General features: G+C 58.8%; 14 protein-coding genes. 6 read left to right on the top strand and 8 right to left on the bottom strand.

Annotated features, from left to right (window positions below; translation table 11 throughout):
* The first annotated feature begins 62 nt into the window (after nt 1-62).
* Nucleotides 63-452, top strand: coding sequence for a DUF983 domain-containing protein (locus DHN10_RS10750; RefSeq protein WP_108815332.1), 390 nt, complete (start codon nt 63-65; stop codon nt 450-452).
* 7 nt (nt 453-459) lie between these two features.
* Nucleotides 460-1137, top strand: a complete 678-nt coding sequence (locus DHN10_RS10755) for an NUDIX hydrolase (RefSeq protein WP_108815333.1) — start codon at nt 460-462, stop codon at nt 1135-1137.
* Here DHN10_RS10755 and DHN10_RS10760 read toward each other — a convergent pair.
* Together DHN10_RS10760 and DHN10_RS10765 are read right to left on the bottom strand one after the other, a co-directional pair.
* Entirely contained in the window at nt 1134-2036 is a 903-nt protein-coding gene (locus tag DHN10_RS10760) for a DMT family transporter (RefSeq protein ID WP_108815334.1), read from the bottom strand. The two genes, DHN10_RS10755 and DHN10_RS10760, sit on opposite strands and share 4 nt — an antisense overlap.
* A gap of 23 nt (nt 2037-2059) precedes the next feature.
* Nucleotides 2060-2947 carry a fatty acid desaturase gene (locus tag DHN10_RS10765; protein ID WP_108815335.1) on the bottom strand — a complete coding sequence of 296 codons (888 nt, stop codon included), beginning with the start codon at nt 2945-2947 and terminating at the stop codon, nt 2060-2062.
* Between the two features lie 83 nt (nt 2948-3030).
* Between DHN10_RS10765 and DHN10_RS10770 the strand changes: the two genes are divergently transcribed.
* Nucleotides 3031-3891, top strand: a complete 861-nt coding sequence (locus DHN10_RS10770; protein ID WP_108815336.1) for a helix-turn-helix domain-containing protein — start codon at nt 3031-3033, stop codon at nt 3889-3891.
* On the opposite strand, the gene DHN10_RS10775 is transcribed toward DHN10_RS10770, so the two are convergent.
* The 4 genes from DHN10_RS10775 to DHN10_RS10790 are packed head-to-tail and all read right to left on the bottom strand — an operon-like array spanning nt 3888 to nt 7047.
* On the bottom strand, nt 3888-5348 hold the full coding sequence (locus DHN10_RS10775) for a carnitine 3-dehydrogenase (protein WP_108815337.1): 1461 nt from the start codon (nt 5346-5348) through the stop codon (nt 3888-3890). The two genes, DHN10_RS10770 and DHN10_RS10775, sit on opposite strands and share 4 nt — an antisense overlap.
* Before the next feature lie 9 nt (nt 5349-5357).
* Complete coding sequence (locus DHN10_RS10780) at nt 5358-5606, bottom strand: hypothetical protein (RefSeq protein ID WP_159086978.1); 249 nt, start codon at nt 5604-5606, stop codon at nt 5358-5360.
* Entirely contained in the window at nt 5603-6136 is a 534-nt protein-coding gene (locus tag DHN10_RS10785) for a lipocalin family protein (RefSeq protein ID WP_108815339.1), read from the bottom strand. The genes DHN10_RS10780 and DHN10_RS10785 overlap by 4 nt, the downstream gene beginning before the upstream one ends.
* Nucleotides 6133-7047, bottom strand: a complete 915-nt coding sequence (locus DHN10_RS10790) for a 3-keto-5-aminohexanoate cleavage protein (RefSeq protein ID WP_108815340.1) — start codon at nt 7045-7047, stop codon at nt 6133-6135. The genes DHN10_RS10785 and DHN10_RS10790 overlap by 4 nt, the downstream gene beginning before the upstream one ends.
* A 259-nt stretch (nt 7048-7306) precedes the next feature.
* Here DHN10_RS10790 and DHN10_RS10795 point away from each other — a divergent pair, with 259 nt between their 5' ends.
* Nucleotides 7307-7771, top strand: coding sequence for a GNAT family N-acetyltransferase (locus tag DHN10_RS10795; protein ID WP_108815341.1), 465 nt, complete (start codon nt 7307-7309; stop codon nt 7769-7771).
* Nucleotides 7772-7783: 12 nt separating this feature from the next.
* Here DHN10_RS10795 and DHN10_RS10800 read toward each other — a convergent pair whose 3' ends face one another.
* A complete protein-coding gene (locus tag DHN10_RS10800) occupies nt 7784-8827 on the bottom strand; it encodes an aldo/keto reductase (protein WP_108815342.1) in 1044 nt (347 codons plus the stop codon).
* Between the two features lie 131 nt (nt 8828-8958).
* Between DHN10_RS10800 and DHN10_RS10805 the strand changes: the two genes are divergently transcribed.
* On the top strand, nt 8959-10191 hold the full coding sequence (locus DHN10_RS10805) for an MFS transporter (RefSeq protein WP_108815343.1): 1233 nt from the start codon (nt 8959-8961) through the stop codon (nt 10189-10191).
* Here DHN10_RS10805 and DHN10_RS10810 read toward each other — a convergent pair.
* Entirely contained in the window at nt 10179-10643 is a 465-nt protein-coding gene (locus DHN10_RS10810; protein ID WP_108815344.1) for an outer membrane protein, read from the bottom strand. The two genes, DHN10_RS10805 and DHN10_RS10810, sit on opposite strands and share 13 nt — an antisense overlap.
* A gap of 123 nt (nt 10644-10766) precedes the next feature.
* Here DHN10_RS10810 and metG point away from each other — a divergent pair, with 123 nt between their 5' ends.
* A complete protein-coding gene (gene metG, locus DHN10_RS10815) occupies nt 10767-12479 on the top strand; it encodes a methionine--tRNA ligase (RefSeq protein WP_108815345.1) in 1713 nt (570 codons plus the stop codon).
* The last annotated feature ends 5 nt before the right edge of the window (nt 12480-12484 follow it).

The following is a 12484-nucleotide window of genomic DNA, read 5'->3' on the forward strand; positions in this document are numbered from 1 at the left end:
CGCACCCTCTTCCAATGGACGTGGCAATAGTCCATTTCAGGGACAACAACCGGAGCATGACTATGGCCAACGCAGAGTTCCAAATCGATGATCGCCCTACCAAACCAGCCATCTGGCGCGGGCTGCGCTGCCGTTGCCCGCAGTGCGGTGAAGGCAAGCTTTTTACAAAATACCTTAAGGTCGCGGACACCTGCCCCAACTGCGCCGAAGAACTGCACCACCACCGTGCCGACGATGGTCCGGCCTATCTGACCATCCTGCTGGTGGGTCACGTTCTGGGCTTTGTCATTCACTTTATGTGGGTCTATTTCCGGCCAGAGCCTTGGGTGATGGCAACGTCACTCACCATTGGTGCGGTTGCCTTGTCGCTCTTTCTTTTGCCGCGGATGAAGGGCATGGTTGTGGCCATTCAATGGGCCCGGCGAATGCACGGGTTCGGACACAACAGCTAGGTCTGTGATGGACAAATCGGCAATCCGCGACGCTGCAACACTGATCGTTCTGCGCGATGCAAGTACGGTACCTGCCGTGCTGATGGGCCAACGCGGCGCAAAAGCTGCGTTCATGCCGGGCAAATTCGTCTTTCCCGGTGGTGCTGTTGATGACAACGATGCCAGCGTGCCGGTTTCTCCGCTCTCGGATCTGGACGCCGCGCGCCTGACACAAGAAAGTACCCATACCAGTAGCACCCTTGCCGCCGCCGCCATTCGCGAACTTTGGGAGGAAACCGGGCAGGTGCTTGGCCACCCCCAGGAGTGGTCCGATCCACCACAAGGTTGGCGCGGCTTTGCGGCCACCGGGCACATCCCGAACGGGACCGCCCTGCAGTTCTTTTTTCGCGCCGTGACCCCCGCCGGACGCCCCCGCCGTTTTGACGCGCGGTTCTTTCTGGCAGATGCCGCAGGTCTGATCGGCGACCCCGATGACTTCTCAGGGGCAGAGGATGAACTGGCCCATTTGCAATGGGTGCCCTTGTCGGACGCAAGAAGGTTCGATCTGCCCTTCATCACCCAGATCGTTCTGGCTGAACTGGTCAGCCATCTGCAACGCGGCGGCCCACCCGCCAGCGTGCCGTTCTTTCGCAATGATGATGAGGCGCATCTGGTCAGCCGACTGGGCGGTCGCAACCCGCTTTAAAGCAGCAACACCAGCATGATGATGCTCAGCGTCAGCAGCAAAAGTCCCTGCCATTCGCGCGCCGTGACCTTCTCTCCAAAGACGAACGCGCCGATGAGCAAGGAAAAGAGCAGCTCAATCTGCCCTACCGCGTTGACGTAAGCTGCATTTTGCATGGTGAAGGCTGTGAACCAGCAAATAGACCCGATCATGCTGGTTACCCCGACCAGCCCCGCAACACGCCAAGCTGAAAGCACCCGTAAAATCTCGCCCCGCTCCCGCCATGCAAGCCATAGCGCCATGGCGATGGTCTGAAACGCCGTCACAAAGGCCAGCGTAACGATGGCCCGATAAAACACATCACCATCGGCCAAAGACAGCGACGCCCCGCGATACCCATTGCCCGAAATGCCAAAAAGCACCCCTGCACCCAGACCTAAGGCTGTGGCCCGGTTGAAGATCCGCTGATGCCATGGCCCCACGCCACCCGGCGGGTCAGACAGCAGCAGGACACCGCCCAAACCAATCAGCATCGCGACAATCGTCAGCGTCGTGAACCTGTCGCCAAGGATGAGGAACCCAAAGAGCGCGCTCAGCAGCACCTCGGTTTTTTTGAACGTGATCCCAACGGCAAAGTTGCGATGGCTGAACAGGGCGACCACGCACATCGTCGCCAATATCTGCGAGGTGCCGCCTGCCAGCATGTATGGCCAGAACGACGCAGGCAGGCTGGGAAACCCCTGTCCTGTGCTGCTGGCATAGGTCAAAGCGATCACGGCCACCAAAGGCGACGAATAGACAAACCGCGCAAATGTCGTCCCTGCCGTGGACAGGGCCATGCCCTTCAGCCGCTTTTGCAACATAAAGCGTAGCGTTTGCGCCGTGGCAGCGCCAATCGTGATAAGGATCCATGGTTCCATGGGGCGTCTATGCCCCTATTCGGCTACCGCCGCCAGAGTGGGTGTGCGACGGGGTCCTTGGCACGCCAGAAATACCGCGCAAAGACCTCTGCGTAGGATCCATAAACATAACCGCCATTGCGCCGCAGATAGTGATCCTTCCGCGCGCGGTAGAGGGCGGGCAACCTGTACCACGCCACACGCGGGTGCATGTGATGCACCACATGCAGATTGTTGTTGAGGAAAAGGAACCCAAAAACCCCGCCCCGCTCTACAATGACAGAGCGTCCGCTGGCGCGTTCATGCGCGCGGTGCTCCAGATAGGTGCGCAGTTTCAGGATCGACATGCCCAGATAGGCGGCGATCAGATAGGCCCAAAGCGGCATGGGTGAAGCTGTGACGGCTGCCACCACGACAGCCAAAGCAGGCAGATGCAACGCCCAACCGCGCAGCACCGCCGCGTCGCACGTGCGCCACTCAGACATCAGAAAGGCAACTGTGCCCACAAGCGGACCAAGTGCTAGCCGTCCAGCCAGCGCGTTGTTCGCCCGCAGTACCAGCTGGATCACCGCAGGCAGTTCGCGCCACGTGTTTTCCGACAGAAAATTGCTTTCAGGATCATCGTAGGGGTCCGTGATCACCTCGTCATGGTGGTGGGCCAGATGGGTGGCCTTGAACCGCGCATATGGCACGGTCAGCATCAGCGGTGGCCAGATCAGCAGATCATTCAGCCATTGCCGCGCGAATGGGTGCCCATGAATAACTTCGTGCTGCAACGACGCATGCAGCGCGATTGTAATACCGCCAAAAACAACACCCATCCGCAGCGGCATGACCCAAAGGGCAACGCCCCAAGCCAGATAACACGCAATGATTAACCAAACGGTGGGCCACGCGATGCCTGCGCGCGTGCCAATACTTCTTTGTCTCATGGGCGCAAAGGTATGTGATCACGCATCCGTGAACCATTTGGACAGTAGTTCACAAAATTCTCAATGCGTGATAATATTTATCAATGGTGATAAAAGTCGACAAACGCGATCGTGCTCAACTGTTCCGTGAACGGCTGAGCGCGGCAATGACCCAAACCAACGCCACGCAAAGTGGATTGGCGCGGCAGGCGGGGGTGGACCGTTCGACGCTTTCACAACTGCTGAAGGATGATGGGGCTAGGTTGCCCAATGCGCAATTGGTGGCCGAATGTGCGGCCGCCCTTGGGGTGAGTGCGGATTGGCTGCTGGGCCTGTCCGACCGTCCCGAACAAGCCGCCGATCTGGTCGCGACCGCCATTTCCATGACCGAAGCGCCCCGCGCCATGGTCGATGACCAGATCTTTGCCTGGCATCAGGAGGCAGCGGGTTACAAAATCCGTCATGTGCCTGCCGGGCTGCCCGACATGCTCAAAACCATAGATATCCTGCGCTGGGAATATGCGCCCTCCTTGGGCAAGACGATTGAGCAAGCGATTGGCGCCAGCACTGACAGGCTCAACTGGATGCGCGGATCGCGTTCGGATTATGAAATCGCCATCCCAATGTCAGAGGTCGAGGCCTTCGCGCGGGCCGAGGGGTACTATGCGGGCATCCCCTCCGAGCTGCGCAAGGCGCAATTGCTGCAGTTTCGCGATCTGCACGCACAGCTTTATCCAGGACTGCGCTTGCATCTTTTTGACCAGCGCGAGCTTTACTCTGCCCCAGTCACCGTCTTTGGCCCGCTGCTAGCCGTGATCTATATCGGGCAGAATTATCTGGTGTTTCGCGACACCGAACGGGTGACGGCCATCACTAAGCACTTCGATGCTTTGGTGCGGGCCGCCAGCATCAGCCAGAAAGACCTGACCGTCTACTTTGACGGTCTGATCCAGCGCATCACCTAGCCCCGCACACCGACCGCCTTGCCAGCACCTTCTGGGGTTGGCAAAGCCGCATGGGCATCAGCGATCTCTTTCAGCGTCTTCGCCAGTTTAGGTGCAGGTTCCGAGGCGCGCCGCGTCTCAAGGCTGACGTGGATCAGCATATGTTCGCCTGTCGCAAGTTCACGGTCGCCCGCAAACATGCGGTGAAATAGGTGCATCTTCTTGCCAGCCCCTGCCAGAACTTGGGTCTCAATGCGGATCACGGCACCCGCATGCACTTCGTCCAGATGTCGAATATGCGTCTCTGCGGTAAAATAGCTGCCGCCGGTCGCGATGTATTCCGCATCACAGCCAATCAGCAGCATCAGCCGATCTGTGGCATCGCCAAAGGCCTGCAAATAGCGCGCCTCGTTCATGTGGCCGTTGTAGTCGGTCCAATCCAATGGCACCGCACGGTCCACCGTGACAATCGGCTGGTTCAGGTCATCGGGCAGCGCGACAGCGCCCTCAACCCGGCGATCCTGTTCATTAAGTAGTTTGCCCGCGCCCCAATCCTGCGCTTTTAGCCCACGCAGAATGCTGACCAAATTGTCATCGCGCGCGCGCTCAAGCGCGCGGATCGAGTATTGCCCAGATTGTGCGTCAGATTGATCGGCGACTGCATCGATCAGCTCATCCGTCAGTTCCGGTACATCCATCAGCTTGGTCCAGGGCCACTCTAGACAGGGGCCGAACTGCTCGATGAAATGGCGCATCCCGGCCTCTCCACCAGCTATGCGGTAGGTTTCAAACAGGCCCATCTGCGCCCAGCGCAGGCCAAAACCATAGCGGATTGCGTCATCAATTTCTTCGGTCGTCGCAATGCCATCCTTGATCATCCACAGCGCCTCGCGCCAGACAGCCTCAAGAAAGCGGTCCGCGATATGGGCGTCAATCTCGGCGCGTACATGCAACGGGTGCATGCCGATGTGGGTCAGAATGTCCTTGGCTTTGTCGATGATGGCAGGGGCGGTTTTGTCGCTTGGGACCAGTTCGACGAGGGGCAGCAGATAGACCGGATTAAACGGATGTGTGACGACAATCTGATCGGGTCGTGTGGCACAGCCTTGGAGTTCCGATGGCTTGAACCCGCTGGTCGAAGAACCGATCACCGCATCAGGCGGGCAATGTTCCTGAAGGGCCTGATAGACTTTGCGCTTCAGTTCCAACCGTTCGGGCACGCTTTCCTGAATCCAGTCCACACCTGTCACAGCCGCCGATATCGTGTCATGGAATGTCAGCGCGCCTTCCGGTGGCAGAGCCACATCTGAAAGGCCCGGCAATGCACGCCGCGCATTGTTCAGAACTTCCGCGATCTTGCGTTCGGCCTCGGGATCGGGGTCAAAAACCCGGACATCCCACCCCATCAACAAAAAGCGCGCGGCCCAACCGCCACCGATTACGCCACCGCCGATAATGGCCGCTGTCTGCTGTGTCATGGTTTGACCTTACGAATTGCCGCTTGGGTGGTTGAACTCATCCGCTGGCTCAGGCTCGCGTCGGATGGTGGGATCACAGGCCACCATGGATGTGTTGCTGTCGCGGATGATCAACCCACCGCGGGCGCGGCATTGCTCAAAACTCATACGGTTGCCGATGACCATATATTCCTGCCGGCCTGACCCGCCGCCGCCCATGGCCCCTGTGCCTTCGCACGCCGCCAAAGCCAGAACACTTCCCAAAATCATGTACTTCATTGCGGCACCTCCATTAGTCGGCTCAGATCATAGCCGTTGAATTCCAAAACATCACGCGCTGCTTGCAGTCGATCTGGCGGGATCACCGGGTCACGGTTCAATACCCAACCGGACCGCCCATTTGGCGACCCCACAACAGCCGTACGATAGCTTTCATCGGTCCACAGCACCCAGTAATCAGCGGCTACAAAAGGTACGGATGGAAACCGCACCGTCAACCTGCCGGGGCCCACGATTTCGGCGGTCCCCGCGATCCGCGACCTTTCGCTGCCATCTGAATTGCGGCAAATGTTGAGAACCGATAGCAGCCCATCGTCGCGCAATCCGTATTCGGCCGTCACACCAACGCAGCCTGCCTCAAAGGGCACCGGATATCGGGCGACCTCATACCATTGGCCCTGATAGCGGGCGGGTTCAAAGACCGCCTTGGACGCGATTGGCGTCTCCAAGTCGCGGTAGACCGAAAACAGCCCGCCACTGTCCTGTGTGGCACAGCCTGCAAGCAGCAAGATTAGCGCAAGCGCCCTCACTTGGCTGCCGGGGCGCGTTTGGTCAGGCCCAGCTTGGCGCGCACTTCGGCTGGGCCAATCACCTTGGCCCCAAGGTTTTCGACAATCCCGGCGGCACGCTCGACCAATTGTGCATTGGTCGCCAACACGCCGCGGTCCAGCATCAGGTTGTCCTCAAGCCCAACGCGCACATTACCGCCCGCCAGCACAGATGCGGCAACATAAGGCATCTGGCTGCGCCCCAACCCAAAGGCCGAGAATGTCCAATCGTCGGGCACATTGTTGACCATCGCCATAAAGGTATTGAGGTCATCGGGTGCGCCCCAAGGCACACCCATGCAAAGCTGCACCAATGCGGGGCTGTCGAGCACACCGTCTTTGACCAGTTGCTTGGCATACCACAGGTGGCCAGTGTCAAAGGCCTCAATCTCTGGCTTTACGCCCAGATCGGTCATCATCTGCCCCATCGCAACCAGCATGCCAGGGGTGTTGGTCATGACATAGTCGGCCTCTGCAAAATTCATCGTGCCGCAATCCAACGTGCAAATCTCGGGCAGGCATTCCGCGACATGGGCCACGCGTTCGGTCGCACCCACCATATCGGTGCCTGCGATCGTGGGCAGCGGCTTTTCAGTGCCGCCAAAGACCATGTCACCGCCCATGCCCGCCGTCAGGTTCAGCACAACATCCACGTCTGCATCGCGGATGCGTTCGGTCACTTCGCGGTACAGGGCCAGATCGCGCGATGGAACGCCGGTCTCGGGGTCACGCACATGGCAATGCACGACGGCCGCCCCCGCCTTGGCGGCATCAATGGCGCTATCGGCAATCTGTTGCGGTGAGCGCGGCACATGCGGACTGCGATCCTGGGTCGAGCCAGAGCCGGTCACGGCACAGGTGATAAAGACCTCTCGGTTCATCTCAAGTGGCATCGGCGTTCTCCCCTGATTGGCATGCCTGTTTGGGCGACATTTGCTGAAATCACGGCACCGCACAAGGTGGAATTATTGACAGAGGGTGCACCGCTCTGCCACAAACCCCGCATGACCAGAGCAATGCACATCGCAGTGATCTATTTTACCAGCGCCATATCACGGCGGCTGGCCTCTTTCTGATACATAAACCAACAGCCGCCCGCAGGGGTTGGCTGTGTTTCATCTGTCCTTGCGGGCCAATCGCAAAGGACAGACCATGGTCGAAACTTCCAAAGTCACCCCAAAAGACATCCCCGCCCTGCTGGCAATGATCCGCAAGCTCTGCACCTTTCATGGCGACCGCTGCGTGATGGGGTTGGCCCAGACGCAGGCCCAATTTGTTGATGGGCCGTTGACGGGCATCATTGCGCGTCAGGGTGGTCGCGCTGTCGGGTATGCCGCTATCGAACCGCATTGGCGACCCGTGCACCAGGGCCCCCTGCTTGATATTGCCCATCTTTTTGTGGAAGAGCCGATGCGCGGCCGCGGGGTGGGTACAGCGCTAATTGACGCCGCACAGGTCCATGCGCGCCAAATTGGGGCCTGTCGGTTGGTGATTGGCACATCACCGGTGAACCCCGGCGCTGCGGCCACTTACAGGGCGATGGGTTTATCAGAGATCACGACTGCACCCGGCCCCCGGTTTGAAATCGCGATGGATGCTGCATGTAAGGTGGATTGAAATCCACCTTACCTAGAAGGGCATGGGGTGCTGCATCTGCGCCGCATCGATCTGTGCGATCACATCATCTGACAGCGCAACATCTTTGCCCGCAAGGATTTGCGTCAGCTGCGCCGAGGTCGTCGCCCCAAAAATCGCCGAAACCGCAAAAGGCCGCGTCCGCTGCCAGGCCATCGCCATATGCACCGGGTCCAACCCATGCTTTGTTGCGATATCCAGATAAGCCTGCACCGCAGGCCACACCCGGTCTGTTACCCGTCCACCCAGATCACCGTTGACCGACAGACGGCTGCCCTGTGGCACGGCACCGTTCTGGTACTTTCCGGTCAGTAGTCCGCAGGCCAGAGGCGAAAAGGACAGCAGCAGCACATCCTCATTCACGGCCATCTCGGCCATGTCGGTGTCATAGAGACGGCAAAGCAAAGAGTACTCGTTCTGCACTGTCGCCATACGCGGCAGGCCCGCCTTGTCGGCCTGATCAATCCATCTGGTCATGCCCCAGGCACTTTCGTTGGACATGCCAATGGCTCGGATCTTGCCCGCCTTGACCATCTCGTCCAGCGCCTCAAGCACGTCCATCATATGATCCATCGTCTGCTGGCGGTTCTGGCCAGAAGGATCATACGTCCAGTTCTGCCGGAACATATACGAACCACGCATCGGCCAATGCATCTGATAAAGGTCAATCACATCCGTCTGCAGACGCTTGAGCGAACTATCTATAGCCTCACGAATAACGGCGCCATCATAACCGCGCCCATCACGCACCCAGCCAGGATTGTCGCCAGAGACTTTGGTGGCCACGACAATCTCATCCCGCCGCCCGGTCTTGGCGATCCAGTTACCGATGGTCTGTTCCGACATGCCCACAGTTTCGGTGCGGATCGGGTTCACTGGATACATTTCGGCGGTGTCGAGGAAATTGATACCTGCGTCCAAGGACATATCAATCTGGCGGTGGGCGTCGTCTTCAGGGGTCTGATTGCCAAAGGTCATCGTGCCCAGACACCATTCGCTAACCATGATACCTGTGCGGCCAAGGGGGAGTTGTTTCATCTGCCGTGCCTCAAATTCGTTTCGCGCCAGACCCTAATGTGAAGTCACCAAAGGACAAGGGGCGAAAGACGACATTGCCAAGGTCGAATATGGCCTAGCATCCCCCGATCAACAGGCGCATAGCTGGCCCCATGCGTATGATCATCTCTTTCGCTGCTTTATTCTTGTCGGTTGCCTTGTTGCAGCTGTCCTCCGGCGGCGTGGGCCCATTGGACGCTTTGACCGGGCTGGAACTTGGGTTCTCGCAATCCCAGGTCGGTTTTCTGGGCTCGGCCCATTTCCTTGGCTTTTTCATCGGCTGCTGGTGGGCGCCGCGCCTGATGGGCAGCGTCGGCCACAGTCGCGCTTTTGCTACTTTCACGGCGATGGGGGCAATCGGCCTGGCCGCCCATGTGGTAACCGCGGAACCCTATTTCTGGGCCTTCTTTCGCATCGGATCGGGCATCTGCGTCGCCGGGTGCTACACTGTGATCGAGGCATGGTTGCAGGCGAAAGTCACCAATGAGACCCGTGGCCGCGCCATGGCCAGCTACCGCATTGCAGATACCGGTGCTTCATTCATCGCGCAGTTCATGATTGGTGCTTTGGCCAATCTGGAAACCTACATTGCCTACAACATCCTGACGATCCTGTGCTGCGCGTCCCTTTTGCCGCTGGCCTTGACCCGCGTGCCCCAGCCCGAAACACCCAAGGCTACCCGACTGCGCCCTGCCCTTGCCTGGGCCTGTTCACCACTGGCCGTTGCGGCGGTTCTGGTGGCCGCCCTGTCTAGCGCGTCCTTTCGCATGGTCGGCCCGATCTATGGTCAGGAGGTTGGCCTGACCGCCAACCAGATCGGCTCGTTTTTGGCGGCCTTTGTCGCCGGGGGGGCGATTGCACAATATCCTGTCGGCTGGCTGGCCGACAAATATGACCGGCGCTGGGTGATGATCTGGCTGTCCGTTGCGGCGGTCGTGTCATGTACGTTCACTGTGGCGACAGCTGGCCAAGGCACAACGATCATCCTGACCGCCTCATTCCTTTTTGGATTGACGACCTTTCCGATCTATTCGGTGGCCACCGCCCACGCCCACGACTTTGCAACCTCTGATCAGCGGGTGGAGTTATCCGCCGCCTTGATGTTCTTCTTCGCAGTTGGAGCGATAGCGGCCCCATTAACAACCTCTGCGCTGATCGGCGCATTTGGTCCGGCGGCCCTGTTCTATTTCATATCAGTCGGACACATTTTGTTGGTAGCCTTCGGCCTGAGCCGGATGCGCGTGCGCCGCGCACCTGAAGATAGGACGCGCTACATCTACGCCCCGCGCACCAGTTTCGGGATCGGTCGTTTGCTGGGTCGCAGCCGCGAAGATCAGAAGGAATAAAGCACCGCCACTCGCGTGGTGGTGACTGCTGCGGTAAAGGTGTTGTCCATGAAATCACGGATCAACTCACCACGGACAGCGACGTTCGGGGTCAGCGCACGTTCTGCACCAAACCCGGCGTTGTAGCCGCCTGCGGTATCATCGTCGAAGTAATACTCTGTCACGCCGCCACCGGCCCGGAAGGTGTAGTTGTTCCAGTCATAGCTGGCCAGAATGCGCACCCGAAGCGTGTCATAGTCGTTGTCACCAGCGATACGCGAACCTGCGTCAATCTCGGCCCCAAGTCCCATACCACCTGTTTCGATGCCAAAGCCTGCAATCAGCGATGCGACGGACTGTGCATCACCGGAATGCGGGAAAAGGTAGTCAAGCCCGCCCCCGACATAGACCTCTTGCGCGTGGGTCGTGGTGCCAAGGGCTGCAGCAAAAAGGGCGGCAATGAGGGTTTTCATCGGCTGTCTCCAATCCGGGGTGGCGTTGAGCTTGTGTTTAAGCCGCCGATCCCTGCCACGCAACATCTGGCATCTGGCGCGCACCCCCGCTAGATAGGGCCAACCCTATCAAGGAAACCGCGCATGGCCCGCCATCTGATTACATCTGCTATTCCCTACATCAACGGGATCAAGCACCTTGGCAATTTGGTGGGCAGCCAATTGCCCGCCGACCTTTATGCCCGCTACCTGCGCCAGCGCGGGCATGAGGTGTTGTTTCTGTGTGCAACAGACGAACATGGCACGCCAGCGGAGTTGGCGGCCGCCAAAGCGGGCAAGCCTGTCGCAGAATATTGTGCCGAAATGCATGCGGTGCAGGCCAAGATCGCAGAAGGATTCCGCCTGTCCTTTGATCACTTTGGCCGCTCGTCCAGCCCCCAGAACCATACGCTGACCCAAGCCTTTGCCGGGCGCTTGGAAGAGATTGGCCTGATCAGGGAAGTGACCGAGAACCAAGTCTATTCCGTGGCCGATGGCCGTTTTCTGCCCGACCGCTATATCGAAGGAACCTGCCCCAATTGCGGATTTGAGAGCGCGCGCGGTGACCAATGCGACAATTGCACCAAGCAGTTGGACCCCACTGATCTGATCAATCCCTACTCGACCATTTCCGGCTCGACCGAGTTGGAAGTGCGCGAAACCAAGCACCTCTACCTGCGCCAGTCGCAGATGCGCGCGCAGCTTGCAGCCTGGATCGACAGCAAGAAGGACTGGCCGATCCTGACGACGTCCATTGCCAAGAAATGGCTCAACGACGGTGATGGGTTGCAGGATCGTGGCATTACCCGTGACCTTGATTGGGGTATCCCAGTCAAAAAGGGTGACGCGGACTGGCCCGGCATGGAAGGCAAGGTCTTCTACGTCTGGTTCGATGCCCCCATTGAATACATCGCCTGCGCGCAGGAATGGGAAGACGCGGGCAAAGGCACTGATTGGGCGCGCTGGTGGCGTACCGACAAAGGCGCCGATGATGTGACTTACACCCAGTTCATGGGCAAGGATAACGTGCCATTCCATACCCTGTCCTTCCCGGCCACTATTTTGGGAAGCCAAGAACCATGGAAGCTGGTCGACTACATCAAGTCCTTCAACTACCTCAACTATGATGGCGGTCAATTCAGCACCTCACGCGGGCGCGGCGTGTTCATGGATCAAGCGCTGGAGCTTTTGCCGCCAGACTATTGGCGTTGGTGGCTTTTATCACACGCACCAGAATCTTCGGACGCGGAATTTACCTGGGAAAACTTCCAAACTGACGCAAACAAGGACCTCGCCGATGTCTTGGGCAACTTTGTTAGTCGTATCACTAAGTTTTGTCGCTCTAAATTCGGTGAGGCCGTGCCGGAAGGTGGTACATATGGACCCGCCGAGGAAAAACTAATCGCTGATCTGACGGCACGTCTGCAGGCCTATGAAGGGCATATGGACGCAATGGAAGTGCGCAAATCTGCGGCCGAATTGCGGGCCATCTGGGTGCTTGGCAACGAATACCTCCAAGCCAATGCCCCTTGGACAACCTTCAAGACCGACCCGGACACTGCGGCAATGCAGGTCCGCCTCGCGCTGAACTTGATCCGCATCTATGCCGTATTGTCAGCAGCCTTCATCCCGGACGCATCCAAAGTCATGATTGACGCAATGCAGACCGAGGATGATGCTTGGCCCACTGATATCGCAGCAGCTGTTGCCGCGCTGCCTGCGGGCCACGCCTTTGCTGTGCCCGACAACTTGTTCCGCAAAATCACTGATGACGAGCGGGACGCATGGGCGGAACGTTTTGCAGGCACGCGGGAGTAGTTGGG

The sequence above is a fragment of the Loktanella sp. Alg231-35 genome, assembly GCF_900143545.1.
Taxonomy (GTDB): domain Bacteria; phylum Pseudomonadota; class Alphaproteobacteria; order Rhodobacterales; family Rhodobacteraceae; genus Yoonia.